The 26,591-nt window shown below is 42.3% G+C and carries 26 protein-coding genes; 20 read left to right on the top strand and 6 right to left on the bottom strand.

The annotated features are described in order from the left end of the window. Positions 1-36: 36 nt before the first annotated feature. The 18 genes from A7456_RS02280 to A7456_RS02200 all read left to right on the top strand — a co-directional run bounded on the left by A7456_RS02280 (position 37) and on the right by A7456_RS02200 (position 16,158). Positions 37-252 carry a SlyX family protein gene (locus A7456_RS02280; RefSeq protein ID WP_066885761.1) on the top strand — a complete coding sequence of 72 codons (216 nt, stop codon included), beginning with the start codon at positions 37-39 and terminating at the stop codon, positions 250-252. A 246-nt stretch (positions 253-498) separates the two neighbouring features. Next, positions 499-1,875 (top strand): outer membrane protein transport protein, encoded by a 1,377-nt coding sequence (locus A7456_RS02275; RefSeq protein ID WP_067007158.1) that lies wholly within the window; start codon positions 499-501, stop codon positions 1,873-1,875. Positions 1,876-2,078: 203 nt separating this feature from the next. Next, positions 2,079-2,774 carry a ribulose-phosphate 3-epimerase gene (gene rpe, locus A7456_RS02270; protein WP_067007154.1) on the top strand — a complete coding sequence of 232 codons (696 nt, stop codon included), beginning with the start codon at positions 2,079-2,081 and terminating at the stop codon, positions 2,772-2,774. A 15-nt stretch (positions 2,775-2,789) separates the two neighbouring features. Continuing rightward, entirely contained in the window at positions 2,790-3,107 is a 318-nt protein-coding gene (locus A7456_RS02265; protein ID WP_067007151.1) for a hypothetical protein, read from the top strand. Beyond that, on the top strand, positions 3,107-3,421 hold the full coding sequence (locus A7456_RS02260) for a hypothetical protein (RefSeq protein ID WP_066885749.1): 315 nt from the start codon (positions 3,107-3,109) through the stop codon (positions 3,419-3,421). The genes A7456_RS02265 and A7456_RS02260 overlap by 1 nt, the downstream gene beginning before the upstream one ends. 134 nt (positions 3,422-3,555) lie before the next feature. Then, positions 3,556-4,032, top strand: coding sequence for a transcription elongation factor GreA (gene greA / locus A7456_RS02255; RefSeq protein ID WP_066885747.1), 477 nt, complete (start codon positions 3,556-3,558; stop codon positions 4,030-4,032). After that, the gene (gene lptM, locus A7456_RS11680; protein WP_227713248.1) at positions 4,004-4,351 is read left to right on the top strand and encodes an LPS translocon maturation chaperone LptM; all 348 of its coding nucleotides are present in this window, start codon (positions 4,004-4,006) and stop codon (positions 4,349-4,351) included. Before greA ends, lptM begins: the two co-directional genes overlap by 29 nt. Before the next feature lie 41 nt (positions 4,352-4,392). Next, the gene (gene map / locus A7456_RS02245; RefSeq protein ID WP_067007389.1) at positions 4,393-5,184 is read left to right on the top strand and encodes a type I methionyl aminopeptidase; all 792 of its coding nucleotides are present in this window, start codon (positions 4,393-4,395) and stop codon (positions 5,182-5,184) included. Positions 5,185-5,326: 142 nt separating this feature from the next. Continuing rightward, positions 5,327-6,097, top strand: coding sequence for a TatD family hydrolase (locus A7456_RS02240; RefSeq protein WP_067007146.1), 771 nt, complete (start codon positions 5,327-5,329; stop codon positions 6,095-6,097). A 277-nt stretch (positions 6,098-6,374) separates the two neighbouring features. After that, positions 6,375-7,595 (top strand): glutamine-hydrolyzing carbamoyl-phosphate synthase small subunit, encoded by a 1,221-nt coding sequence (gene carA, locus A7456_RS02235; RefSeq protein WP_067007143.1) that lies wholly within the window; start codon positions 6,375-6,377, stop codon positions 7,593-7,595. 91 nt (positions 7,596-7,686) lie between these two features. Further along, complete coding sequence (locus A7456_RS02230) at positions 7,687-8,631, top strand: restriction endonuclease (RefSeq protein ID WP_067007140.1); 945 nt, start codon at positions 7,687-7,689, stop codon at positions 8,629-8,631. Then, positions 8,628-9,299, top strand: a complete 672-nt coding sequence (locus A7456_RS02225) for a Fic family protein (protein WP_197940244.1) — start codon at positions 8,628-8,630, stop codon at positions 9,297-9,299. The genes A7456_RS02230 and A7456_RS02225 overlap by 4 nt, the downstream gene beginning before the upstream one ends. A 27-nt stretch (positions 9,300-9,326) precedes the next feature. After that, positions 9,327-9,836 (top strand): isoprenylcysteine carboxyl methyltransferase family protein, encoded by a 510-nt coding sequence (locus A7456_RS02220; RefSeq protein ID WP_082995393.1) that lies wholly within the window; start codon positions 9,327-9,329, stop codon positions 9,834-9,836. Between the two features lie 56 nt (positions 9,837-9,892). Next, positions 9,893-10,015 (top strand): hypothetical protein, encoded by a 123-nt coding sequence (locus A7456_RS11855; protein ID WP_265091065.1) that lies wholly within the window; start codon positions 9,893-9,895, stop codon positions 10,013-10,015. A gap of 38 nt (positions 10,016-10,053) precedes the next feature. After that, positions 10,054-11,034, top strand: a complete 981-nt coding sequence (gene yhdJ / locus A7456_RS02215) for an adenine-specific DNA-methyltransferase (RefSeq protein ID WP_198455347.1) — start codon at positions 10,054-10,056, stop codon at positions 11,032-11,034. A 1-nt stretch (position 11,035) separates the two neighbouring features. Then, a complete protein-coding gene (locus tag A7456_RS02210; protein ID WP_067007137.1) occupies positions 11,036-12,118 on the top strand; it encodes a restriction endonuclease in 1,083 nt (360 codons plus the stop codon). 31 nt (positions 12,119-12,149) lie between these two features. After that, a complete protein-coding gene (carB, locus tag A7456_RS02205) occupies positions 12,150-15,380 on the top strand; it encodes a carbamoyl-phosphate synthase large subunit (protein WP_067007134.1) in 3,231 nt (1,076 codons plus the stop codon). Positions 15,381-15,492: 112 nt separating this feature from the next. After that, on the top strand, positions 15,493-16,158 hold the full coding sequence (locus A7456_RS02200) for a DNA-3-methyladenine glycosylase family protein (protein WP_066893299.1): 666 nt from the start codon (positions 15,493-15,495) through the stop codon (positions 16,156-16,158). A 78-nt stretch (positions 16,159-16,236) separates the two neighbouring features. On the opposite strand, the gene A7456_RS02195 is transcribed toward A7456_RS02200, so the two are convergent. The 5 genes from A7456_RS02195 to thiD all read right to left on the bottom strand — a co-directional run bounded on the left by A7456_RS02195 (position 16,237) and on the right by thiD (position 23,274). Next, positions 16,237-18,927 (bottom strand): LysM peptidoglycan-binding domain-containing protein, encoded by a 2,691-nt coding sequence (locus A7456_RS02195; protein WP_067007131.1) that lies wholly within the window; start codon positions 18,925-18,927, stop codon positions 16,237-16,239. A gap of 148 nt (positions 18,928-19,075) precedes the next feature. Next, complete coding sequence (locus A7456_RS02190) at positions 19,076-19,648, bottom strand: hypothetical protein (RefSeq protein WP_067007128.1); 573 nt, start codon at positions 19,646-19,648, stop codon at positions 19,076-19,078. A 118-nt stretch (positions 19,649-19,766) separates the two neighbouring features. Beyond that, positions 19,767-21,014, bottom strand: a complete 1,248-nt coding sequence (locus tag A7456_RS02185) for an O-succinylhomoserine sulfhydrylase (protein ID WP_066893306.1) — start codon at positions 21,012-21,014, stop codon at positions 19,767-19,769. An 87-nt stretch (positions 21,015-21,101) separates the two neighbouring features. Beyond that, a complete protein-coding gene (pncB, locus tag A7456_RS02180) occupies positions 21,102-22,313 on the bottom strand; it encodes a nicotinate phosphoribosyltransferase (protein ID WP_066885717.1) in 1,212 nt (403 codons plus the stop codon). A gap of 115 nt (positions 22,314-22,428) precedes the next feature. Further along, positions 22,429-23,274, bottom strand: coding sequence for a bifunctional hydroxymethylpyrimidine kinase/phosphomethylpyrimidine kinase (gene thiD / locus A7456_RS02175; RefSeq protein ID WP_197940245.1), 846 nt, complete (start codon positions 23,272-23,274; stop codon positions 22,429-22,431). 293 nt (positions 23,275-23,567) lie between these two features. Between thiD and lipB the strand changes: the two genes are divergently transcribed. Together lipB and A7456_RS02165 are read left to right on the top strand one after the other, a co-directional pair. Further along, the gene (gene lipB, locus A7456_RS02170) at positions 23,568-24,293 is read left to right on the top strand and encodes a lipoyl(octanoyl) transferase LipB (RefSeq protein ID WP_066893307.1); all 726 of its coding nucleotides are present in this window, start codon (positions 23,568-23,570) and stop codon (positions 24,291-24,293) included. A 56-nt stretch (positions 24,294-24,349) separates the two neighbouring features. After that, entirely contained in the window at positions 24,350-24,883 is a 534-nt protein-coding gene (locus A7456_RS02165; protein WP_067007125.1) for an inorganic diphosphatase, read from the top strand. Between the two features lie 243 nt (positions 24,884-25,126). On the opposite strand, the gene rluB is transcribed toward A7456_RS02165, so the two are convergent. Next, positions 25,127-26,131: a 23S rRNA pseudouridine(2605) synthase RluB gene (gene rluB, locus A7456_RS02160; RefSeq protein ID WP_067007122.1), complete on the bottom strand. Its 1,005-nt coding sequence runs from the start codon at positions 26,129-26,131 to the stop codon at positions 25,127-25,129. Positions 26,132-26,591 lie beyond the last annotated feature (460 nt).

Here is a 26,591-nt window from a genome sequence, read left to right as displayed (position 1 = left end):
AATTATAGCAAATTTTACATGCTTAGGGGAAATAAAATGACCGACATTCACGACCAAATCACCGATTTGCAAATCAAAATCGCCCATCTGGACAATACCACAGACACCCTAAATCATGTCATCACCCAACAAGACAGAGCGTTAAAAGACATGCAAGACCAATTAAAACTGCTATACAAATTATTAAAAAGCCGTGATGATGACGCCATCGCTTCATTTGATGTATTGGCGGACAGACCACCGCATTATTAGGGATTATAGGTAAGATTTTTATAAAATAACTGCATCATCACGACAAATTTTTGACAAAATCACAAAAAATAAAGACTTTGTAAATTTTTGCTATTGCTTTATGATGCGTTTTGTTTTAACATGTAGCGAACATTTGTTAAAACATTTGTTATACAGTTGTAAAATACCGTCGTATGAATGATGGATATTTTGGCAGGATTTTTAGATGTTGTGCAACATACAATTTTATAATCATCGGAGTGGTTTATGTTCAACTACAAACACCTAGCAGTGGCGATTGCATCCATCAGTGCAGTTAGCGTGGCAAGTGCAGCAGGTCTTGACCGTTCAGGGCAGGACGTTACAGCATTTTTACAAGATGGCACTTATGGCGAGGTGGTTTATACCTATATTGATGCAGATGTCTCAGGCAAGGACATATCAGGCAACCCAACCTCTGACATTGCCCAAGCCTATGATTTTGGGCGTTTTGGTGTCAAAGCAGACATTAATGACACGTTTAGTGTGGGCGTACTCTATGATGAACCGTGGGGTGCGGCGGTAGAGTATCAGGGTAATAGTAATTTTGTTAGTGATAAAGATGCAACCACTCAGACATTGGTGAGAACCACTGTGGCAGCCCTACAAAGAGACCCTAGATTTGATGCGGCAACCAAGCAACAGGTGTCTGGCATGGCGGGAAACATTCAAACTGCTCAGGATGCTAGGGATGTGGCAGGCTATCTTGGCAATTCCACGCTAACCAGAGCTTTCATCTCTAATGCTTTGAATAATATTGCAAATAAAGCCGAAGAGTTACATGGTCAAGGCACCAACGTAGAGATTCGCACCCAAAACGCCACATTATTGCTCGGTGCCAAATTGGGTGAAAATAAAAATTTGCAAATCTATGGCGGCCCACAGATGCAACGTCTGACAGGCGAGGTGCATTTACGTGGTGCTGCCTATGGACCAATGACAGGTTATGATGCCAACATTGGAGCGGACATGGGTTATGGTTGGGTCGCTGGTGTTGCTTATCATAAGCCTGAAATTGCCCTAAAAGCGGCTTTGACCTACCGATCTAAGATTGACCACGAACGTTCTATTGCTGAGACCATTCCTGTCACTGGCTATCAAAACTCTCAAAACTTTAAAGCAACCCTACCTAATTCTTGGAACTTAGACTTTCAAACAGGCATCAACCCAACCACACTGTTAAGTGCCAAAGTGCGTTATGTGCCATGGTCTGATTTTGCCATCCGTCCACCACAGTACGGCACAGTAACCGCCACAGGTAATAACAACAAACCCCTACCCATCGTAAATTATAGCAAAGACCAATGGTCAGCAGAGCTTGGCTTGGGCAGAAAGGTCAGTGATAAGCTGGCTGTATCGGGCAGTGTCGGTTATGACAGTGGTGCAGGTAACCCCATCAGTACGCTAGGGCCCATCAAAGGCTATTACAGTTTGGGATTGGGAGCAAAATATAACGTTACCCCAGAATGGTCGGTATCGCTGGGCGGTAAATACTTTAAATTCGGCGATGCAACCGCTCAGCTGCCCAATGGCACAAAAGTGGGTGAATTTGATGACAATGATGGCTATGCGGTCGGTCTAAAACTGGCTTACCAAAAAAGATAGCAAAAACACAACAAAAACAAAACCTCCAAAAAAAACGATTTGAGTAATCAAATCGTTTTTGGTTCATATTCATCGCCCTTTTGTCTGTACCTATTTGCACCGCTTGGGCAGAGTTGCTTTTAGCACTTGCAATGAAATATCAGAAAAATCGCATTTTGGTGTAAAATCTGCTATCATAAACCAAATTTTAATTGAATCACCTCATGAAAATCCTACCCAAAAAACAATTTCTCATCGCTCCATCCATACTATCGGCTAATTTTGCTCGTTTGGGCGATGATACAGCAGCCGTCTTAAATGCTGGGGCAGATGTGGTGCATTTTGATGTCATGGACAACCACTACGTGCCAAATCTAACCTTTGGGGCGATGATTTGTCAGGCTCTAAAAGATTATGGCATCACCGCTCCGATAGATGTCCATCTGATGGTAAAGCCTGTGGATAGAATGATTGAAGCATTTATCAAGGCAGGAGCGGACGTCATCACCTTTCACCCAGAGGCATCGGAGCATATTGACAGAAGTTTACAGCTTATCAAGGACAGCGGCGTCAAATGCGGTTTGGTGTTTAACCCTGCCACGCCCCTACACTACCTAGATTATACCATTGATAAACTTGACCAAATTCTCATCATGAGCGTAAACCCAGGCTTTGGCGGACAAAAGTTCATCAATGGCACCCTTCATAAAGTGCAAGCGGTTCGCTGTATGATAGATGAACGTGGGCTTGATATTCGCTTGGAGATTGACGGTGGTGTCAATGCTGACAATATCCGTGCAATAGCGGATGCAGGTGTGGACATGTTTGTGGCAGGGTCGGCAATTTTTGGCAGTGATGATTACAAAACAGTCATTGACAACATGCGTGATGAGCTTGGCAAGTCTGATTTGGCGAAATAATCACGGTAAAAACCCATGTCAAAATCACAAAATCACAAATCCACCAACCTTGTTCCCATTGGTGTAACCATCGGTCTTGGTGTTTTTGCTCTTGTGCTTGCCTTGGCAGGATATGGCTTTCGCTTATTGGCAGGACATGAGATGGAGGTAGTGATACGCCACGCGTCTGTGGTGGTGTCATTTTTTATGATTGTCATCCCTGCACTGTTTGTGGGTGGGGCAAAACTATTAAACCGATTTCATGGGACAAATATCCAAACCCGTAACGCCATAACACTCGGATATTTAACATCTGTTGTGGCGATTTTGACCATCATGGGGCGGTACAGCTGATGAAAATAAGTGATATCCTGCCCGATAAAATCGTACCCAAAGACATTCCCAAAGGCTTGATTTTAACGCTCATCATCGTCATCATGCTCACAGGTCTGTCTGCATATCGCCACGGTGAGGGCAGTTTTGGACAGGGCGTGCTTCACGTTCTGGAAAATTGGGTGTTATATTTACTGCTCATCCCAGGTTGCACCGCCCTTGTTAGCCTACCCATCAAATACCGAGACGACAGTTTTGATGTGCGTATGGCGTATTATTTGGGCATGTTTGTAGGAATGCTGTTCATGATGGCAAAATTAAGATATTGGCGTTAAAACGGTTGCAATGGCTGGCGGTTTTTGGTATAATATTGGGCTAATTTTGGCAAAAAGCCAATTACAGATGACAGAACACCACCCCAATTGGCGTGGTGTTTTTAGCTATGTATTGATAACCATCAGGAGAGACCATGCAACGCTACCCCATGACCCCACAAGGACACGCCGCCCTAGAAGCAGAATTAAAACAGCTTAAAACTGTGGAACGTCCACGCATCAGCACCGCCATTGCCGAAGCTCGTGAGCATGGCGACCTAAAAGAAAATGCCGAATACCATGCCGCACGAGAACAACAAGGACTCTGTGAGGCACGCATCCGTGACATTGAAGCAAAACTTGGCGGCGCTCAGATCATAGATCCGATGAACCTGCCCCAAGATGGACGTGTGGTCTTTGGTGTTACTGTGGTCATCGAGGACATAGACTCAGGCGAACAAAAACACTACAAAATCGTAGGTGAAGATGAAGCTGATGTTAAAGTTGGCAAAATCTCTGTTGGTAGTCCCATCGCCAAAGGTTTAATTGGCAAATCAGAAGGCGATGAAGCCAAAATCCAGACCCCCAGTGGTTTGGCAGAGTATGAGATTATTGACGTTTTGTACGAATAATGAGCAAATGGCATTTGTCAATCCAAAAAATATATTTGTTCATGACCATGCCAGAACCAAACATCATCATCTGCCATCAAGCATCTTAAAGACAGATTGGCAAATTAATCTTGCCTACATTTGCAATTTTTTATTTTTTAAAATGTTAAAACCCATGACAAAAACCTCATTATTTAACCTAATATTTGGTCTAACATTGGCACTTACCCTAACAGCGTGCGGACAAAAAGGGGCATTACACCTGCCCCAAAAATCACTTGTTTCACCCCAAAGTGAATCTATGGACACACCTGTTAGCACCAACCCCAATGACTATTAATGGCGAGCATTGATTTTATAACTTTCAAAAAAGAGAACCCCATGACTAAAATCATTCCCCTATTAAATGAAGATGGCATTGAAAAGATGAAAGTGGCAGGGCAACTTGCCAGCGAGGTTCTACAAATGCTAGACCCTCATATCAAGGCAGGGGTAAGTACGGGCTTTTTGGATGATTTGGCATATAAGCACATCACCGAAGTCCAAAACGCCATTCCTGCTTGCCTAAACTACCACGGCTACCCTTATACCCTGTGTACCTCCATTAATCATGTGGTCTGTCATGGCATGCCCAACCATGAACGCATCTTAAAAGATGGCGACATCATCAATATTGATGTAACGGTCATCAAAGATGGTTATTATGGCGACACCTCCGCCATGTGGATTATCGGTGAGGGTTCGGTCATGGCAAATCGTCTATGTAAAGTCGCCCAAGACGCCCTATATGCAGGTATTAGCGTGGTCAAAAACGGAGCAAAGGTTGGCGACATCGGTGCTGAGATTGAAAAAATTGTCCTGCCTGAGCGGTTTTCTATTGTGCGTGAATTTTGCGGTCACGGCATTGGCACTGAATTTCACTGTGAACCACAAGTGCTACACTACGGTAAAGCAGGAACAGGCGTGGAGCTAAAAACAGGCATGGCTCTCACCATTGAACCCATGATTAATCAAGGCGTATGGCAAACCAAAATCATGAAAGATGGCTGGACAGCAATCACCAAAGACCGTAAACTCTCCGCCCAATGGGAACATACCCTCATCGTTACCGATAACGGCTGTATCATTACCACAGGACGACCTGATGAAGACCTCAGCTGGGTAAGAAGCTAACATAAAAATACATAAAAACCCAGCGGTAACCAAAGACCGGACATGTATTTGTATTAGGTCTTTGGGCAGTCAGATTGTGGCAGATACCTACCATTTTATGTTAAACAGCCATTTATTAAATACCCCAATAAAGAGCAGTGATATGTACACCGATACCCACGCCCATTTGACTTATTTAGATGCCTACCAAAACAACAAATCCGCCCTACTTGCCAATTTAAAGCAAATGCAGGTTGGTCGCATCATGGCAGTCTGCTGTGAATTTGGTGAGATTGATGACATCAAAGACTGGGTAAAATTATCTGATGATGACATTAACATCGGCATGAGTATTGGCTTACATCCTTGTCAGGATAAAGCGATTTTAAAGGCGGTGAGTGTGGATGATTTTGTGCGTTTAAATGATGACAAGGTTTGGGCGTTTGGTGAAACAGGGCTTGACTATCATTGGGATGACAGCAAAAAGACAGAACAAAAACACAGTTTTGCTACACACATTCACGCCAGCCAAAGCCTAAATAAGCCCATCATCGTCCACACCCGAGCTGCCTATCATGACACGCTTGACCTATTAAAAGCAGAAAAATGCGAACATGGCATCATTCACTGCTTTACCGAAGATTATGCCTTTGCCAAAACCGCTCTTGATATGGGGCTATATATCTCATTTTCAGGAATTATCAGCTTCAAAAAATCAATAGAGCTGCAAAAGACCGCCAAAAAATTACCCCTTGACCGTATTTTGATAGAAACCGACAGCCCCTATCTTGCTCCTGTACCCAAACGTGGGCAAGACAACGAACCATCTTTTGTGCCATACGTAGCAAAGGCTTTGGCGGACATTTTTGGCAAAACACCTGAGCAGATGGGACAAATCACCAGTCAAAATTTTGATGAACTGTTAAATCAATAACAGATGACCATGGCATAAAATTTGTAAAAAGTAGTAGCAAAAAGTTATTTTTTTGTATATAATGACCAAAATATACAATAAGCGAGTGATTATGAAAATACAACTTTACTTTTGCCCCTTATTTGAGCAAAGTTAAGTTTATTTTTCATCACTCGCTTTTTTGTGTCTAAGTTATAGACGATGGCAATTTTGCCAAAAAATTTTGTCTAAAATTTGCCAAACAACCAATAATTTTGCATTTCAACCCATCATTTATGTTTGCCAATCGGAGTGTGTCATGACCAAAAAAGCCATTTTAGCCCTCGCTGACGGTACAATTTTTCACGGCATCAGCATTGGTGCAATGGGCAGTAGCGTTGGCGAAGTGGTATTTAACACCGCCATGACAGGCTATCAAGAAATCCTAACCGACCCAAGCTACGCCAAACAGCTGGTTACCTTAACCTACCCACACATTGGCAACACAGGCACCAACAGCGAAGACGGCGAGTCTGGCAGTGAACATCGCATTTGGGCATCAGGACTGATTATCCGTGATGCCACCATCATCAGTTCAAGTTTTCGCAACGATGAATCACTCACCGACTTTCTACAACGCCATGACACCGTTGCCATCGCCGAAATTGACACCCGAAAGCTGACTCGAATTTTGCGTGATAAAGGGGCTCAGCACGGTTGTATTTATACCATAGACAGCGACACGGACATCACAGCTGACGATGAAAACAAAGCGGTGCAACTTGCCAAAGAGTTTGCAGGTCTGACGGGGCTTGATTTGGCAAAAGAGTGCTGCCACCCACAAGGATTTGAATGGGTAGAAGGCACTTGGGAACTTGCTGACAACCCTGCCACCACCGCCAAATATGGCAAAACAGACAGCCCAACAGGCGGTTATTTTAAACAGCTTGGCAAACATATTGATAAAAAATTTCATGTGGTAGCCTATGATTTTGGCACAAAAACCAACATTCTACGCATGCTGGTGGATAGGGGTTGTCATGTGACGGTTGTCCCTGCCCAAACACCGATTAGCGAGGTTTTGGCAAAAAATCCTGATGGCATTTTTCTCTCCAACGGCCCTGCTGACCCTGCCGCCTGCACCTATGCCATTGACAATATCAGACACATCATTGAGCAAACGGACATTCCAACGTTTGGTATCTGCTTGGGGCATCAATTATTGGGTCTGGCCAGTGGGGCAAAAACCATCAAAATGAAATCAGGGCATCATGGGGCAAACCACCCTGTGCAAAATTTGGCAGATGGCACGGTGATGATTACATCACAAAATCATGGCTTTGCCATTGATGAAGCGACCTTACCTGCCAATGTTAAAGCCACGCATCGCTCACTGTTTGATGGCACAAATCAAGGCATTGAGTTGACCGATAAACCTGCATTTGGCTTTCAAGGACACCCAGAAGCCAGCCCCGGCCCGCATGATTGTTCAGCTTTGTTTGACAGATTTATTATGGAAATGCAAAAGGCGAAAGTGTGAATTTGGGCAGTGACATTTTGGACGGTAAATTGGGTGAATTTGCTTTATGAAACGCACCATCTAAAACAACTTGCTCTTTTGGAAAACTGTTATGAATTTTAATAATCGTGAATACCGTGATAAATGCCGTGCTTTAACATTAAAGCTGATGAGTGATAATAAAGTTCGTAAACGCCAAGAGATTTATCAAGGCGTCATTCAATTGGGGGAATTTTCTGATGAAATTTTAACTTTGCGTTTTGACAGTGGTCAGCCAAAAGTAGAAAACGCCATCGCTTGGTCAATCAGTTCTCTAACCAAAGCAGGTATCTTAAATCGCATCAGTAAAGCCACCTATCAAATCACACCCATTGGTTTAAAAATGGCACAGCTTTGGCAAGATAAAACAGAAATTAGCGAAAGACTGTATGATGAAGCTGATTTACCTGATTGGAAAAGTTATTTAAAAAGTAGAGCAGAGATTAAACATAAAGAAAAATCATCAGGCAAATCCGCCATTAAAACTGATGATAATGATGACATGGATTTTGAAACCCAAGCTAAAAATGCCATTAAAAATCTTGAAACAGAAATTTCGGTTGAACTGTTAAATAAATTGCAACAAGGCACGCCTTTATTTTTTGAAAAATCGGTATTAAAGTTATTGCTTGCCATGGGATATGGCGGTAAAGAAAACTTGTTTGAACATACTGGCAAATCACACGATGGTGGCATTGATGGGGTCATCAAACAAGACCCATTAGGCATTCAAAATATCTACATTCAAGCCAAAAGATATGCCAGTGATAACATGATTGGTTCAAAAGAATTACAATCCTTTTCAGGGGCATTACAGGGCAATGGCGTGGAACGGGGTGTATTTATCACCACATCATCATTTACCAAATCCGCCCAAGGATTTTCTCAAAAATTATTGGGCAGAATTGTCCTGATTGATGGGCAAGAGCTGGTTGGTTTGATGATTAAATATAAAGTGGGCATTCAAGTCAAAGAAGTGCTTGAAATTTGTGAAATTGATGAAGATTTTTTTGAATGAATATGCCCATCATGTTTGCTGATAAATTCAACCTAACCCTTGAACAAAATCGGTTTTTGGCGAAAAAAAACATCGTTGAAGTCATTCACAGCATGTCACGCTTGGAAAATGTCAATACCACTTTTCCCCAAACCAAAACCATTATTGATGGCATGAGTGTGAGCGGCATTTCAACCCATGACATGCAAGTGCTGTTAAATCTAAAAAATGCGTGGCAATTTATTTTATCATCGGACAGTCAATTTGACCTGGCATTTGCATGCAAAGTCAATGGCTTTGTGGCATACAATGAAAGTTTGGCGTGGGGTGAGCTAAGAACTGGCAATGTTGGCATTAGTGGCGTGAGTTTTGTGCCAGACATTCCGCTTAAAAATAAGGTTGAACAAGCGTTAAATGAATTAAATCACTTACCCATATCAAACACGCATCGTATTTTAAAAACCATGTATTATATGATGCGACATCAATTATTTTGGGACGGTAATAAACGCACGGCAATGATTTGTGCCAATTACGAACTTATCATGGTAGGTTGTGGCGTGTTAAATATCAATGAAAATCAGCTTGAAACATGGCACACATTATTATCAGCATTTTATGAAAGCAATGATGATAACAAGATTATGGCGTGGACTTATGAGAATTGTTTATATGGCATGACGGTCTAATTTAATTATATTTCGGAAAAAACATCAATGACAATGATTTTAAGCATTTTAATCCTATTTTTTATCATCAGACTGTTATTTTTAGCCGTCTCCATTAAACATGAAAAAGCCTTAATTGCCAAAGGGGCGACACAATACGGAAAAACCAATTCTACGGTGCTTGCGGTGGTTCATACGCTTTATTATTTGGCGTGTTTTATCTCGGTATGGATTTTTGACACTGCTTTTAATGGCGTATCCTTGGTTGGTACGCTGATGGTAAGTGCTTCATTTGTAATATTGGCGTTGATTATCAAGCAGTTGGGGGAGATTTGGACGGTTAAAATCTATATTTTACCAGAACATCAAATTAATCGTTCGTGGTTATTTAAAACATTTCGCCACCCCAATTATTTTTTAAACATCATACCTGAATTAATTGGCATCGCCTTATTGTGTCAAGCGTGGTATGTTTTATTGATTGGCTTGCCCATTTATTTGCTGGTCTTATTTAAGCGTATCCGCCAAGAAGAACAAGCGATGGCAACACTTTTTTAACCCATTTTATCAATCAAAAAAAATTTATCAATAATTTATCAACAAAGAGAGCCACCATGCCAAAGCGTACCGACATTAAATCCATTCTTATCATCGGGGCAGGTCTGTGCCAATTTAGGGGTGTATTTTATATGACAAAACCACCATCTGATCGCCAAAACCATTCATTAAGGCGATGATGTGGAACGAGAAAACCACCTAATACTGAAAGTTGATAATGAATAAACCATTTTTCTTTGTGGGTGACAAGGTGATTGAAATTGGGGTTAGTGAGTTTTATTTGCCACAACTGTTGGAGGATGTGATGCGATTGGTTGATGATATAAATAATTTTGATGATAAAATATCTGATGAAAATACGGCAGTAATTTTAGGAGACAGTTTAAAAATTTTAAAGCAACTACCAAGTAATAGTATTAGTTTAATTTTCGCTGACCCACCATATGGAATTGGTAAAGATTTTGGCAATAATAAAGATAGTTTTGCAAGTGCTGATGAATATTTGATATGGTGTAAACATTGGATTGATGAATGTATGCGTATTTTAAGCAGTAATGGCACAATGTATATCATGAGTTCTACACAGTATATGCCGATTCTTGATAGATATATAGATGATGAATACTTTATCATTAATCGTTTAATTTGGAGCTATGATTCATCTGGAACACAGCCAAAAAATAAGTTTAGCTCTTCTTATGAACCCATCTTGATGTTTACACATAATAAAAAAACAAATTATGTTTTTAACAAAGAAGATATTTTGATTGAAGCAAAAACAGGTAGCCAACGTAAATTAATTGATTACCGTAAAGTACCACCACAGCCATATAATACAAAAAAAATTCCAAGTAATGTGTGGGAATTTAATCGTGTTCGTTACAAAATGGCAGAATATGAAAACCACCCTACACAGAAACCTGAAAAGCTCTTAGAACGTATTATTTTGGCATCTAGCAATAAAAATGATATTGTGTTAGACCCATTTAGTGGATCTTTTACAACGTCAGCAGTTGCTGTTAGACTGGGTAGGAAGGCTATTGGAATTGAAATTAATCCTGAATTTTTTAAAATAGGCATTAGACGAACAGGTCTTGGTTGTGCTTATCAAGGAGAAATTTTAGTGCAAGATAAATCACGCAAAACCAATCATAAATCTAAAAAAGACCATATAAATCAAATGGGCTTAGGATTGTGATATGAAAGAATTTATCAAAGAAATTTTAATTGAAAATTTCAACGATGATTATGAAGCCATTTATCATCATAGCCCACTTTTGCAATATTTAGATGGTAAAATGGGGGCAATTTATGGCAACTCTAAAAGTAGAAGAAACTTAGCCAATATCTATGCAATTTATGCCATCTTATATTTTTATTGTGAAAATGACTATGGTAATAAAATTGATGAATATAAGAATTTTGAAGGTTTTGATTATATGTCATTATTTTCTTTTTATAGAAAATTATATGGCGGTCAAAAATTGCAAAACCATGCCCTAAATTCTCGAGTTAATGGTGAATTTAAAAATAAATATCAAGATGACCTGATTGTTATCAGTAATGGTAAATATGCCATTCATATCAATTATTTGTTAGTAAAAATTTCTAATGAATCTTATATAGATATAGCGAAAATTTGCATAAATATTATTGAAAAATATATTGAATTATTAAAACTAAAAGACAATCAGCTGATTAATGATATTGAAAATTTAATTTTAGCAGATTCTTTAAAATTAAAGAAAGAGAGGATTGAAGTTTTACTGGATGAAAAATCCGAAGCTAGAATTTTTGAAATCATTTCCTATGCAATTTTAAAAAATCACTATAAAAATATTGCAGTTTATATCGGTTTTTCATTAGAAGACATTCAAAAGCAATATTTAACACTATACAAGACAGGCAGAACCAATGCAAATGATGGTGGTATTGACTTTGTTATGCGTCCATTAGGTAGATTTTTTCAAGTTAGTGAAGTTAATCATTATGATAAATATCTATTGGACATAGATAAAGTATTACATTTTCCCATTACTTTTGTAATTAAGTCTAATAAATCAAAATTGGAGATAGAGCAAGAGCTAAATGATCATATTTTACAAAAATCAGGTGGTATGAAAACCATTATTGATAAATATCGTTTTGCCATCGAAGAAGTGATTACCATCAATGAGTTAAAAACCTATCTAAAAGATTTAACGCAACAAGATATAAATGAACTGTTAAGAGACATTGACATATATTATCGCCTAGAATTAAATCTTTTAGCTGATGACTGACTATTTTAAGTGAACCGTAAAGAGAGCCACCATGCCAAAGCGTACCGACATTAAATCCATTCTTATCATCGGGGCAGGCCCCATTGTCATCGGACAAGCCTGTGAATTTGACTATTCAGGCGCCCAAGCCTGCAAAGCCTTAAAAGAAGAAGGCTATCGGGTGATTTTGGTAAACTCAAATCCTGCCACCATCATGACCGACCCGTCCATGGCTGATGCCACTTATATTGAACCGATTACCTGGCAGACGGTAGAGCAAATCATTGCCAAAGAGCGTCCTGATGCCATTTTGCCAACCATGGGCGGACAGACGGCACTTAACTGTGCGCTTGACCTTGACAAACATGGCGTGCTTGCCAAATATGGCTGTGAGCTGATTGGGGCAACCAAAGAAGCCATTGAAAAAGCCGAAGACCGTGAACTGTTTGATAAAGCCATGAAAAAAATCGGTCTGGAATGCCCCAAAGCAGAAATTGCACAGAGCATGGACGATGCTTTTGCCATTCAAGCTAAGGTTGGTTTTCCATGCATTATCCGCCCATCATTCACCATGGGGGGTTCTGGAGGTGGCATTGCTTATAACCGTGAGGAGTTTATTGAGATTTGTGAGCGTGGGTTTGACTTATCACCCACCCATCAGCTGCTCATTGACGAGAGTTTAATCGGTTGGAAAGAGTATGAAATGGAGGTGGTGCGTGATAAAAACGACAACTGCATCATCGTCTGTTCCATTGAAAACTTTGACCCCATGGGCGTACATACAGGCGATTCCATCACCGTCGCCCCTGCCCAAACCTTAACCGACAAAGAATACCAAATCATGCGTAATGCGTCCATCGCTGTGTTGCGTGAGATTGGTGTGGAGACAGGTGGTTCAAATGTCCAATTTGGCATCAATCCAAAAACAGGGCGTATGGTGGTGATTGAGATGAACCCACGAGTGAGCCGTTCATCAGCATTGGCATCTAAGGCGACAGGCTTTCCCATTGCCAAAATCGCTGCCAAACTTGCCGTCGGCTATACCCTAGATGAGCTAAAAAATGACATCACAGGGGGCAAAACCCCAGCGAGTTTTGAGCCTGCCATTGACTATGTGGTTACCAAAATGCCACGCTTTAACTTTGAAAAATTCCCCCAAGCTGAGAGTGTGCTAACCACTCAAATGAAATCAGTTGGCGAGGTGATGGCAATTGGTCGTAATTTTCAAGAATCCATGCAAAAGGCACTACGTGGTCTGGAAATAGGGGCGACAGGCTTTGATGAGCAATTAGACTTTGAACAAAATGATGACAGCATCATCAGCACCTTAAAACTCAAACTCAAAACCCCCACCCCAGAACGCATTTTTTATATCGCTGATGCACTGCGTTTTGGCTTATCGGTTGATGATGTTTTTGCTGACACCAACATTGACCCATGGTTTTTGGTGCAAATTGAGGACATTGTTCATACAGAAAATCAGCTAAAAACCCTTGGCATGGGCGACTTAACCCCCAATTTGCTACGCCGTCTTAAACGAAAAGGTCTCTCCGATGCACGCATTGCCAAATTGATGGGCGTGTCTGAAAAACAATTTCGCAAAACCCGTTGGAACATGGGCATTTATCCTGTATACAAACGGGTGGATACTTGTGCCGCTGAATTTGAAACATCAACCGCTTATATGTACTCAACATATGATGAAGAGTGCGAGGCCAACCCATCAAATAAAGACAAAATCATGGTCATCGGTGGCGGCCCTAACCGTATCGGACAAGGCATTGAGTTTGATTACTGCTGTGTCCACGCCGCCCTTGCCATGCGTGAAGATGGCTATGAGACCATCATGGTTAACTGTAACCCTGAGACCGTTTCAACCGACTATGACACATCAGACCGTTTGTATTTTGAGCCAATTACCCTAGAAGATGTGCTTGAAATCGTACGCACCGAACAGCCTAAGGGCGTGATTGTGCAATATGGCGGACAAACGCCACTAAAACTTGCTCGTAGCCTAGAACAAGCAGGCGTTCCCATCATTGGCACAAGTCCTGATGCCATTGACCGAGCCGAAGACCGTGAACGCTTTTTACACATGATACAAAAATTGGGCTTGACACAACCCAATAACAGCATCGTTAAATCCTTTGAAGAGGGTATATCAGAAGCCACCAAAGTAGGCTACCCCTTAGTTGTCCGCCCATCGTATGTTTTGGGCGGTCGTGCCATGGAGATTGTCTATAACGAAGATGAACTTAAACGCTACTTGCGTGATGCGGTGCAAGCGTCTCATGAAGCGCCTGTCTTGCTTGACCATTTCTTAGATGATGCCATTGAGGTGGATGTGGACTGTGTATCGGACGGTAAAGAGGTGGTGATTGGTGGCATCATGCAACACATTGAACAAGCAGGCGTGCACTCGGGCGATTCTGCTTGCTCCATTCCGCCTTACTCATTAAGTGATGACATTCAAGATGACATGCGTCGCCAAACCGTCGCCATGGCAAAAGAGCTTGGTGTGGTCGGCTTGATGAATGTGCAATTTGCCATCAAAGGTGAAACAGTCTATGTCTTAGAGGTTAACCCAAGAGCGTCTCGCACCGTGCCATTTGTCTCCAAATGTATCGGCGTGTCTTTGGCAAAAGTCGCCGCCCGCTGTATGGCAGGACAGACTTTGGCAGAGCAAAACTTCACCCAAGAGATTGTGCCAAGTCATTATTCAGTCAAAGAAGCGGTGTTTCCTTTTGCCAAATTTCCAGGCGTTGACCCCATTCTTGGCCCTGAGATGAAATCCACAGGCGAGGTGATGGGTGTGGGGCAGACCTTTGGTGAGGCGTATTATAAGGCAATACTGGGCAGTGGCGATAGATTGACAGGTTTACCGCAAGAGGGTGAAACCAAAACGGTCTTTATCTCGGTGCGTGATAGCGACAAAGCGGGCGTGGTAGACGTGGCAAAACGCTTGGCAGGATTTGGCTTTAACATCGTTGCCACAGGAGGTACACATGATATACTGGCAGATGCTGGTGTGGCGTGTAAGCGTGTTAATAAAGTCAGCGAAGGTCGCCCTCACATCGTGGATATGATGAAAAATGGTCAGATTCACCTTGCCATTAACACCACCGAGGGCAAGCAGGCGTTAAAAGACTCGTTCCCAATTCGCCGTGAAGCCTTGCAAAATAAGGTACTGATTGCAACCACGCTCAACGCAGGGCGTGCGGTGTGTGAAGCCTATGAGACGACTTTACCGTTTAATGTCTACAAGTTACAAGATTTGCAATAAAACAATGAGATGATTAGCGTGCCTACCGTTGATGTTTGCTAAAAATAATTGTGTCATAAACAGTAGGTACGCTTTACCATCAAGACAAATAAGGTTTGTTAAAAACAATCCCATGCCCCAAATTTTCCAATATGACCAATCACACACCGATTACTTAGCCAGTCGTTGCCCCAATATGGCAATGGCGATTGATAAAATCGGACACATTAGCCGCCAAATAAATCCCGATACATTTAGCGAGCTAATACGTGCAATCATCGCTCAGCAAATATCTGGTATCGCCGCTCAAACCATTTGGCAACGCTTGACGGATTTGACCAGCATCACACCTACCGCCCTTACCCAGTTATCAGCTGATGATTTACAAGGCATTGGCGTATCATATCGCAAAGCGGGTTATATTCAAGCGATTGCTTGGGATATTTTGGATAATCAGCTGGATTTGGATGAGCTACACACCATGGGCGATGATGAGATAAAGCAGATACTTACCGCTTTTAAAGGCGTGGGCGAATGGACGGCACAAATGTTGATGATTTTTAGCCTAAATCGCATGAATGTACTAAGTCATCATGATTTAGCCATTCTGCGTGGGCTTAGAATGCTGTATCGTCATCGCAAAATCAGCCCCCAACTCTTCGCCAAATACCAAAGACGCTTCGCCCCATATAATTCAGTGGCAAGCCTGTATCTGTGGGAGATTGCAGGTGGGGCATTGGATTTGACCGACCCCAAACCTAAATCCAAATCCACGCCCAAACCTTTAAAAGCACAATAATCACAATACGTTAAAACAATATCAGCCCCATCTTAACCTAAAATATTAAATTGTCAAAATGGGGGTCTTTGCTTAATTTTATTTATGTGGCACAATCAACGTTTGATTAATTTTAAGCTGTGCATTTGTACTCAAATCATTCATCTTAGCAAGATCCGCCACACTGATGCCAAATTTTTTCGCCACAGAATTTAGACTATCGCCTGACTTGACTTTATAATTATCTGTCAATTTTGGTACTTTTAATGTCTGCCCACGTTGTAATTGAGCGTTGGCAGACAGCTTGTTGGTTGTCGCCAAATCCCTGACCGAAACGCCATATTTGCTTGCAAGCACTGTTAAATTATCGCCCGCTTTTACCGTATAGTTTTCGGTAGATTTGATGGTATTACCACGAGTGGCATTTGAGCTGTCATTACGACTGCTTTGGGCGGTATTTTTGCTTGTTTGGGCGGTATTTGCACTGCTCGTATTTACCGTACCTGATGCAGGAATGGTGATGGTTTTACCACGAATCAGCCCTGCTGTTCTTGATAAATTATTGGCAGTGGCAAGCTCATCAATACTGATGCCATATTTATTTGCAACCGATGTCAAACTATCACCTGATTGAACGGTGTATTTTACCGACTGATTGTTTAGTTTACGTTCTACCTGAGTGTCTGTGGCGGGCACTTTTATGGTCTGTCCTGCGATGAGTCTTGAATTGGCATTAAAGCGATTTAGGTTGGCAATGTCAGCACTGCTTATGCCCAGTTTTTTGGCAATGTCAATCAATGTATCACCTGATTGGACTTTATAAGTACTGGCAATGGCACTGTTTGATGAATCTGTACTACTGCCAGATTTGGCTGGTGTGCCTGATACTTTTAGTTTTTGATTAATCAAAATACCATCTGTAACAGACAGACCGTTTAATGCCGCCAAATCCTGAATGCTCATATTATAGCGTTTTGCCACAGATGTCAGACTCTCACCTGCCTGAACCGTGTGTGTACCAATCTTTGCAGTCGCTTTGGCGGTATCTTTGGCAACGGTACTGACCTTGCCGGGGATAAGCCACAAGCGTTGCCCTATTTTTACCATGGTATTATCAGGGATGCCATTATAGCTTGCCAACTGACTCACACTTAACCCGTGAGCCGTCGCAATGTCTGTCAAGGTATCCCCTGCCACAACTTTATAACGCTCTGCTCTGACAGTCGTTGGTGCTGGATTAATGGGTGTTGGTGCTGGATTAATGGGTGTTTGTGTACCAATAGATGGCGAGTATGTTGTATTTGGTAACAATGCCATCGCAGGCGTACCTGCACCTGTTGGGGCATTATAACTTAGGCTTTTTGTTTCGCCACGAGATTCAAGTACGGACTGCTGCGTTTGTACCACATTAAGTTCAATGTTGCCATCACGAGCAATCGGCTGAACATTTTCTGTTGTATTTGCTTGAATTTGAGCGGCGATAAAGTCACGCTCTTCTTGGGTCAGTGGTGGCTCTTGAATGATGCTGTTATTAGGCGTAATATCCGCCCCTGTGGCTGGTAGGACATTGGCAGAAGCCAGCTCTTGACGTGAATTGGGATTTTGTACGCTCATGTTTGGCTGTACATAACTGCTTGCTACATAGGTAGAGGCACCATAGCCCACACCTTGCAAGGTTTTAATTTGACTGTCAGCACTGTTTGGCACGCTATTGGGGATGATGATACGCCCAGGTCCGCTGGCATCTACACTAAAATTAATCAGCGAGGGATTAAGCAATCTTAACTCATCCACTGACACACCTGTCACGTTTGATACATCATACAAACTTACCCCGAAGTTGGCAGGCACCGCCCTAAAATGGCTGTGATTGGCGATGGCAGGCAGATACACGCCATGGTCTTGGGGGTTTTTGATGATTTGGGCAACCGCCATGAAACGTGGTACATAGTTCATGGTCTCAGTTGGCAGACGTAATGACCAATAATCGGTTGGCAAACCTGCATTACGATTGGCGTTGATGGCTTTTTGGATGCGTCCAGGGCCTGCATTATAAGCTGCCAGTGCAAGCTCCCACGAACCGAATTGGTTATATAGGCTGGTCAAAAAATCATATGCCGCTCGGGTAGATTCAATGATATCACGGCGTCCATCATAAGTGGTGCTTTGGTTTAGGCCATAAATACGCCCTGTGCTAGGAATGAACTGCCACAGACCTGCCGCCGCTGCATTGGATGTTGCTGATGGGTCATAAGAACTCTCAATAATGGGCAACAAGGCAAGTTCGGTGGGAATACCACGACGTTCTGCTTCGGTTACGGTATGATGTAGATAACGTGATGTGCGGGCAGTCAGACGATTGATGTAATCTTGACGACTACGAAACCATGATTTTTGAACTTCAATGCGTCCATTATTTATCTCATTCATGCGGTAGCCACGACGCACTCTGTTCCACAAATCACCATAACGCCGGACGGTCAGAGCATCACCTTCTACCATAGTCATGTCCGTGGCTTGAAGCAAATCTTCTAACTCATCTAAGGTTGCCTGATCAAGCACACCTGCATGGTCATTATCAGATACATTTGGTGCATGAGAGATGGTGGGGGTAGAGGTGGAGGTGCTGGGCGTGGTAGGCGTGCTTACAATTGGTGCGTTGCTTGTGTTGGTAACAACTGGGTGATTATTGGAGGCACAGGCAAATAACAAGGTGGATGATACAGCAATGGTCAAAGGCTTTAATAATCCAATATGACTTGCTAATCCTACTCTTTGAGAATATGACATGGAATAACTCAACAGTGATAAAATTTATCTGTATTATAATATATCAAGGCAATTGTATCAAACCCAAATATGTTAATGCCAAAAAGCATGTGCTTACCATGTCCGTCAAATCAGCTTTTTATGCCTTATTATTAATCACTGTTATTAATCACTCAACCGTCACATGAGATACTGCACGCAGCAACATGGCGTTGCCCCCCACATAAGACAACGTCGCACGAGACCGCGCTTTAAACGTAATGCGACGACCGTCTTTCATCCAGCTTTCAGTGGTGATGACATTGGCTCGAGCTTGGTTGCCTGTAATGACGATGTCTGTTATGTGAATGTCATAACGGTAATCACTCGCCCCTGCCCATGATTTTTGTAACAGTTGTAAATAACCATTTTTATCCAACGTGATGGTACTGCCCTTGCGAGTTAAACTAATGACAGCATTATCATCAATAACCCGTGAGACCATGCCAATATTTTGGGCGTTGGCGGCACTGTTTAAATGACTGGCAAAACGCTGCACCGCTGATTCACTCATGGCATACGCAGGAGCAGTCATGACCGTTGTGCCTAGCAACACCGAACCCACGATAAAACGCCATTTATGACCATAAGAAGCATGCTTTGTGGATATGGTAATATCGCTTTGTGGTCTGTCATGTCTTTTTTTGGTTCGCAAGATCATCGTCAATCCAGCAGCGGCGACAATTTTAAGAATTTTTTTCATAAAATAACGTTAAAAAGTAAATCTGACACAAGATAACAGCTCTGCCCTAAGCAAACATGGCTACTTTGTAATATTTTGTTGCAATTTTGGCAAAAGTTGTGGTCAATATCATGTTATTTTACCAAGCATCAAGTCCACGTTTTAAATCATTGATAATATCATGGACATTTTCAAGTCCAACCGATAAGCGGATGAGTCCATCATTTACGCCTGCCTGTGCTCGTTGCTCTGGTGTCATGCGAAAATGAGTGGTGCTTGCTGGATGAGTAATGGTGGATTTGGCATCACCTAGGTTATTGGTAATGCTGATGACTTGTGTGCTGTCAATAACATGCCACGCTTTATCCTTATCCGCCACTTCAAAACCGATAATCGCCCCAAAAGCCCCTGCTATCACCCCACTTTGTACATCTAAATGTGTGTGTTGCGATTTGGCAAGTTCATGGCTGGGATGAGTGGGCAGTCCTGAAAAATGCACTTTTTGAACATTAGGATGATTGTTTAAAAACTGTGCCACTTGATTGGCGTTATCACAATGGACTCTCATACGAATGGATAGGGTTTCAAGTCCTTTTAACAGCACCCACGCATTAAAAGGTGATAAGCTAATGCCTCCTGTGCGAATGACCGTAAAGGCTTTTTCCATAAGCTCATTTGAGCCAACGAGCGCCCCACCAAGCACTCGCCCCTGTCCATCAATGTACTTAGAAGCAGAGTGGATGACCACATCCGCCCCAAGCTCCAACGGCTTTTGAATGACAGGGGTAGCAAAACAGTTATCCACGATTAAAAGTGCTCCATTATCATGAGCCAAATTCGCCAAAAATTGTAAATCGGCAATTTGAGCCAATGGGTTGGAGGGGCTTTCACAGTACAACACTTTGGTATTAGCCTGTATGGCATTTTGCCATGCATCATTGTCAAAGCAGTCCACATAGCTTACTGATACACCAAATGAGCGAAAATAAGTATCAAACAACGCAATCGATGACCCAAATAACTGCTTGGCACACAATAGATGGTCGCCTGCGTTTAGATATGCCAAACACATGGTCAAAATCGCTCCCATACCACTGGCGGTAGCAACACAACGCTCACCCCCCTCTAACAGGGCAAGTCGTCGTTCAAAGGCTCGGACGGTAGGATTGGTATGGCGTGAGTACACATTACCCTTTTTTGTGCCATCAAAATGGTCAGCAGCATCCTTGGCGGATTTATAAACATAGCTGCTGGTGGTAAAAATCGCCTCACCATGTTCGCCCTCGTCTGTGCGATGGTAACCGCCACGAACCGCCAAAGTTTCTTCAAAAAATCCCAAAGCAGGGTTTAGGGCATCGGATTGCCAGTTGGGGTCTAGGGTAGTCATATGATTTTCCTACAAAATTTTAATGATAAGTACGCGCCTGCCCAACAAGCAATGGCACACCAGTTTAGTAATGTGTTGTGTAATGTGTTATTCTTTGACGTTGAAAACCTGCTTTAAATAAGCCAAATACGTATCATCATCAATCATCGTCTTACCGGGGCTGTCGGAGAGTTTGGCGACAGGCTGACCATTGCACTCTACCAGTTTTAGCACGATGTTAAGCTGGGTTAGTCCCATGTCGTTGGTAAGATTGGTGCCAATACCAAAGCCTGTTTTGATGCGAGTTTTAAAATATGTATGCAAGTCCCATGCCTTTTGAAGTGTCAAGCCGTCGCTAAACGTTAGGCTTTTGATTTTTGGGTCAATGCGTAGCTTTTCATAATGAGCAATCGCCTTATCGCCCCATTCATACGGATCGCCTGAATCATGGCGAAGTCCATCAAAGAGTTTGGCAAAGTACAAATCAAAATCACGCAAAAACGCATCCATGCCCACAACGTCCGTCAGAGCAATGCCCAAATCACCCCGATATTCACGTACCCACGCCTCTAAGGCCGCTTTTTGGCTCTCACGTAGACGGACATCCAAGGCTTGAAAGGCTTGCATGAACTCATGAGCCATGGTGCCTATCGGTGTTAGATTTAGCTCTTTTGCCAAATACACATTTGATGTGCCACGAAAAATACTGGGTGATTGCTTAGCAAGTGTTCGCACCACATGATGATGCCAATCACGGCTATAACGGCGACGAGTACCAAAATCTGCCACGGCAAAGGCAGGCGTGTGTGTGTCTAAACGTTCTAGCGTTTCATAATGCTTTAAAAGCTCTACTTTTTCATCAAGGCGTTTTTGTCCATCGGTCAAGGCATTAGGGTCATTTAGGCGTTCGTAATAGAGCTGATTGACAATGGATAGTACAAAAATCTCAAAAAACATCGCCTGAATCATCGCTCCTTCAATCTCAATATTTAAGCGTCCCTTATCATCCGTCCAAACTGTGATGAATCGGCGTTTTAATTGAAACAGTTCTAAATAATCCACAAAATCAGGCTTAATGAACCGCAAATTTCGCAAATAATCCAACTCATCTTGCTTAAATTTTAGGGTACAAAGCAGGTCAAGCTGATATTCTAACTCATCTTTAATCTCACCCAAAGCAAATGCCAATTCATCGTTATTACGACAGCGAAAACGATATACACCATGTGTTTGGGGGAACTGGTGAAGCATGGCTTGGAGCATGGTGAATTTATACAAATCATTGTCTAACAATGAGGTGATGATGGGCGCGCGTGTCATGATTTTTCCAAAAAGATATTTAGGATATGATAGCAAATTTTTGGGGGAAAGGGGAAAAATTTGTATACTTAACCAAAAATTTTGTGATTGTTATGTGGTTCTCCTAATACAACAACTACTCCCATCTTTTGCCCTCCCAAAACGCCCAATGATTGACCGCTCCATGCCCATGTCCGATATTGGGAGCGGTGCTAATGGCTTGGTCAATGAGACCTTTGGCGGTATGGATGGCCTCTGCCACACTCACCCCCTTGGCAAGCTCTGCTGTGATACATGCTGAGAATGTGCATCCTGTGCCATGCGTGTTTTTATTGTCGCTGCGAGGGCTTTGCACGTGCCAAACCTTACCCATTTCATCCATCACCCAATCGGTACATACGGCACTTTGAGAATTTTGGCTATGTCCGCCTTTGATGATGACTGTCTTTGCTCCCATCTCTTGCAAGGTGTGAAGTGCTTGTATGATGTCATCATCGCTAACCATCGTCAAGCCTGTCAGCACATGCGCCTCTGGTAGGTTGGGCGTGATGACATCGGTTAGAGGGATGAGTCGTCTTAGGCTGTTCTTTGCATTATCATCAAGCAAGGATTGCCCTCCTTTGGCAATCATCACAGGGTCAAGCACCACTTGCCCAAATGGACGATTTTGCAAAAATTGCCCCACCATATCAATGACATCAGAAGTACCCAACATGCCAATTTTACACGCCCCAATCTTAAAATCATCCCTAATGGCAACAAGCTGAGCATAGACATGGGCGGTTGGCAAATGATGAATGTCCCACACACCTTGGGTATTTTGGGCAGTTGTAGCGGTCAGTATACTTGTACCGAATACACCTCGCATGATAAACGTCTTTAAATCTGCCTGAATGCCCGCCCCACCACCAGAATCTGACCCTGCAATGGTAAGAGCTTGGGCGTGGTCATTGGTGCGTGAGTGCATGCAAACATGATTCATCTCTTTTCTCCTACAAATTTGACAGCTTATCTTCTTGGCGTTAATATTGTTCGATACATTCAAAAACTGACACTGATATGCTAATATACAAAGCACCCTAGCACGTCCGATTATAACAAAAGCCAAAAAGTAACACAAGACACTAAAATTTAGGCATACTTATATGTATTTGTTAATGTAAATTGTGTGATAAATCATGTAATAAAGCGTAGGCATATCTTGGGAAAAATGGTTTTTATTTTTGGTAAAATGGCATAAAATAACCTTTATTTAAATTTAATAAGCAAATAACCATGACTTTAAATCTTTGCCAACTAGACCTTAGCCCTTTGCAATGGGATAATTTACGCACAAGCATTCACCCCCATGCCCAATACAACGCCACTCATGATGAGATGCTTGCTCGGATTTTATCTTATATTGATGATAAAAAAAACGGACAAACCTGCCCCGATGAGTTGTGGATTGTAGAACATCAAGATGTTTATACACTGGGACAAGCAGGCAAAGAAGAGCACATTCTTTACAAAACAGACACCCCAATCATCAAAACTGACAGAGGCGGACAGGTAACATGGCATGGCATGGGACAACTTGTGGTATATTGGCTATGGGATTTAAACCGCTTAGCCATGGGGGTGCGAGACCTTGTCAGCCACGCTGAACAAGCCATAGAAGATGTGGTTGGTGAATACCTACCGTCTGATTTGACTGCTAAGGCTCGTCGTGATGCCCCTGGGGTGTATATCTACAATCAGTCAGGCGACATGCTCGGTAAAATTGCAAGTTTGGGCTTTAAAATCAAGCACGGACACAGCTACCATGGTGTTGCTATTAATCTTGTCAATGACTTGACCGCCTTTAATGCCATCAACCCTTGTGGTTATGCAGGCATGACCATGGTCAAACTCTCACAATTTGGCAGATTTGACGACAGCCAAACGCACGAATTTATTCATAAATTTGTCAACAATATTCAAAAAAGACACAAAGGTGAGATTGCACTTAGGGCGATTTAATATTACAATGGCATGCTTTTTATTTTTATCCCAATTAACCCCAATCGGAGAATTTTATGGTAGATTTTAACAAAGTCCTAGACGCAGGCGACGTGGACGCAGGCGAGATTAATGTGGTCGTGGAGATTCCTACTGGTTCAAACCACAAAATTGAATGGAATCGTAAGTTGGCATGTTTTGAGCTTGACCGTGTTGAGCCTATTACCTTTGCCAAGCCTTGTAATTATGGTTTTATCCCCCAAACCTTAGACGAGGATGGCGATGAGCTGGACGCACTCATCCTAACCGAACAGCCATTGACCACAGGCATTTTTCTAAAAGCCAAAGTCATTGGCGTGATGAAGTTTATTGATGACGGTGAGGTAGATGACAAGGTCATTGTCGTGCCTGCTGATGACCGCAACAACGGCAACGCCTATAACAGCCTTGATGACTTGCCACCACAGCTCATAAAACAATTAGAATTTCACTTCAACCACTACAAAGATTTGAAAAAAACTGGCACAACCAAAGTAGAGGGCTTTTTTGATGTTACAACTGCCAAAGAGGTGATTAAAGAGAGTCAAAAACGCTGGGCAGAGCAAGCGTGATTTAGCCAATTTATAAATCACCCTGCCATTTATCAATCATAAAAACCGCTCAAATGTCATCATGCTCTTTGGGCGGTTTTATCTTTTATGCTTTTTGCCTTTTATGGTTTTTCATCTGTTTTGAGATGTTTGGCAAACCAGTGTCAGTATGTACTGTTTTTGGTTAATTACTCTTAATCATCAAAGTTTAATTTCAAAGATTAAATCAAAACTCGGTCTCAAACTTGCCCATTTTTGCCAATTTTAAACCTTATAAAACTTTGACTTACCAAATGCAGCGACCCACCGTCCTTTATGCTCACTGCTCTCACTCACGCCTTGTCTGTCATCGGCTCTTTTTCTGCCACTTTTGCCTTTTTGGGTGCGTTGCTGACGAGTTTCACGAGCAGGTAGGGGCTTTTTGTGAATGCGAGCTTGTTTTTGTTTGGCGGATGTGCCCAGTCCTGTGCCTTGACGAGAACGCAATCCAACCGATAAGACCAGTGCATCAATGGCTTTGGCATCAAGCTCAATAAATCGCCCTGTTTTTAGTTCTTTGGGCAATGTCATGGTACCATAACGGGTGCGAATCAGACGTGAGACTTTGAGTTCTTGGGATTCAAACATACGGCGAACTTCACGCTTACGACCTTCTTTGATGCTAACATGATACCATTTGTTCACGCCCATACCCCCACCTTCTTTGATGTCATCAAAGCGTGCCATGCCATCATCAAGTTCAACGCCACAGGTTAGATTTTTGGCAATCTCTGGGGTAACCTCACCGAGCACACGCACGGCATATTCACGCACCACTTCACCAGATGGGTGCATAAGACGGTGAGCCAACTCACCATCATTGGTGAACAGCAAAAGACCAGATGAGTTAATGTCTAGCCTGCCAACCATGACCCATCTGTCACCTGTCAACTTAGGCAGACGGTCAAAAACCGTGGGGCGACCCTCAGGGTCAGACATGGAGCAAATCTCACCTTCGGGCTTGTAGTAGGCGATGATGCGGCGACGTTTCTCACGTTCGGCTCTAAGGCGTACCAATCGCCCATCAACACGAATCTCATCGCTTACATTGGCTCTATCGCCCAGTGTGGCGGTCTTTGTATTGATGGAGATTCGCCCTGCTTTGATGATTTGTTCTAACTGACGCCGTGAACCCAAACCCATGCGTGCTAGGAGCTTTTGTAGTTTTTCACCTTGGGGTTTGGTGGTGTCTGTATGAGTATCTACGGATTTGATATGTGGGGCATTCATGATGTGTTCCTGTATGGGGAGCTTAACATTTCACAATGTTGCAATTTCACAATAATTTCACAATGTTGCAAAGTGGCATAAAAGTCTATTATAACACACTCAGACCTGACATGGATGTTTTTATGTGGATTTATCATGGCAATTGCAGCTTACTAGGGCGTGCCTGCCCTTTATAACATTATTTATAATATAGAAATATTTTAGAAATAAACTAATCATTTTTGCATGAAAAATGGCTAAATTTTGTTTTTTTATCGTCAAAAACTTACCTGAAAGAATAACTATCAGCCTGCGTTTTTTCCTTGAAAAAACGTGCGATTTTTCGTGATTTTCATTGCAAATACAAAAGGCAGGCACGCCCTATATTTCATAGAAAATTTTGTGTTATCCTTGGCTGTTGTCATAAGTGGTAATGGCGTTTACAACCATAAAACGGTTATTTTGTCCATATTTTAATGAT

It is taken from the genome of Moraxella nonliquefaciens, assembly GCF_001679005.1.
GTDB classification, from domain to species: domain Bacteria; phylum Pseudomonadota; class Gammaproteobacteria; order Pseudomonadales; family Moraxellaceae; genus Moraxella; species Moraxella nonliquefaciens.
This window is presented reverse-complemented; position numbering and strand designations above follow the sequence as displayed.

Excerpts from the sequence above, each read along its gene's own strand:
- rpe (WP_067007154.1), top strand. The coding sequence starts at position 2,079 with ATGAAAATCCTACCCAAAAAACAATTTCTCATCGCTCCATCCATACTA.
- A7456_RS02185 (WP_066893306.1), bottom strand. The coding sequence starts at position 21,014 with ATGACTACCCTAGACCCCAACTGGCAATCCGATGCCCTAAACCCTGCT.
- thiD (WP_197940245.1), bottom strand. The coding sequence starts at position 23,274 with ATGAATCATGTTTGCATGCACTCACGCACCAATGACCACGCCCAAGCT.
- pncB (WP_066885717.1), bottom strand. The coding sequence starts at position 22,313 with ATGACACGCGCGCCCATCATCACCTCATTGTTAGACAATGATTTGTAT.
- A7456_RS02225 (WP_197940244.1), top strand. The coding sequence starts at position 8,628 with ATGAATATGCCCATCATGTTTGCTGATAAATTCAACCTAACCCTTGAA.
- A7456_RS02195 (WP_067007131.1), bottom strand. The coding sequence starts at position 18,927 with ATGTCATATTCTCAAAGAGTAGGATTAGCAAGTCATATTGGATTATTA.
- A7456_RS02190 (WP_067007128.1), bottom strand. The coding sequence starts at position 19,648 with ATGAAAAAAATTCTTAAAATTGTCGCCGCTGCTGGATTGACGATGATC.
- A7456_RS02220 (WP_082995393.1), top strand. The coding sequence starts at position 9,327 with ATGACAATGATTTTAAGCATTTTAATCCTATTTTTTATCATCAGACTG.
- A7456_RS02165 (WP_067007125.1), top strand. The coding sequence starts at position 24,350 with ATGGTAGATTTTAACAAAGTCCTAGACGCAGGCGACGTGGACGCAGGC.
- lptM (WP_227713248.1), top strand. The coding sequence starts at position 4,004 with ATGAGATTATTGACGTTTTGTACGAATAATGAGCAAATGGCATTTGTC.
- greA (WP_066885747.1), top strand. The coding sequence starts at position 3,556 with ATGCAACGCTACCCCATGACCCCACAAGGACACGCCGCCCTAGAAGCA.
- A7456_RS02240 (WP_067007146.1), top strand. The coding sequence starts at position 5,327 with ATGTACACCGATACCCACGCCCATTTGACTTATTTAGATGCCTACCAA.
- carA (WP_067007143.1), top strand. The coding sequence starts at position 6,375 with ATGACCAAAAAAGCCATTTTAGCCCTCGCTGACGGTACAATTTTTCAC.
- yhdJ (WP_198455347.1), top strand. The coding sequence starts at position 10,054 with ATGAATAAACCATTTTTCTTTGTGGGTGACAAGGTGATTGAAATTGGG.
- A7456_RS11855 (WP_265091065.1), top strand. The coding sequence starts at position 9,893 with ATGCCAAAGCGTACCGACATTAAATCCATTCTTATCATCGGGGCAGGT.
- rluB (WP_067007122.1), bottom strand. The coding sequence starts at position 26,131 with ATGAATGCCCCACATATCAAATCCGTAGATACTCATACAGACACCACC.
- map (WP_067007389.1), top strand. The coding sequence starts at position 4,393 with ATGACTAAAATCATTCCCCTATTAAATGAAGATGGCATTGAAAAGATG.
- A7456_RS02265 (WP_067007151.1), top strand. The coding sequence starts at position 2,790 with ATGTCAAAATCACAAAATCACAAATCCACCAACCTTGTTCCCATTGGT.
- A7456_RS02260 (WP_066885749.1), top strand. The coding sequence starts at position 3,107 with ATGAAAATAAGTGATATCCTGCCCGATAAAATCGTACCCAAAGACATT.
- A7456_RS02280 (WP_066885761.1), top strand. The coding sequence starts at position 37 with ATGACCGACATTCACGACCAAATCACCGATTTGCAAATCAAAATCGCC.
- carB (WP_067007134.1), top strand. The coding sequence starts at position 12,150 with ATGCCAAAGCGTACCGACATTAAATCCATTCTTATCATCGGGGCAGGC.
- lipB (WP_066893307.1), top strand. The coding sequence starts at position 23,568 with ATGACTTTAAATCTTTGCCAACTAGACCTTAGCCCTTTGCAATGGGAT.
- A7456_RS02210 (WP_067007137.1), top strand. The coding sequence starts at position 11,036 with ATGAAAGAATTTATCAAAGAAATTTTAATTGAAAATTTCAACGATGAT.
- A7456_RS02275 (WP_067007158.1), top strand. The coding sequence starts at position 499 with ATGTTCAACTACAAACACCTAGCAGTGGCGATTGCATCCATCAGTGCA.
- A7456_RS02230 (WP_067007140.1), top strand. The coding sequence starts at position 7,687 with ATGAATTTTAATAATCGTGAATACCGTGATAAATGCCGTGCTTTAACA.
- A7456_RS02200 (WP_066893299.1), top strand. The coding sequence starts at position 15,493 with ATGCCCCAAATTTTCCAATATGACCAATCACACACCGATTACTTAGCC.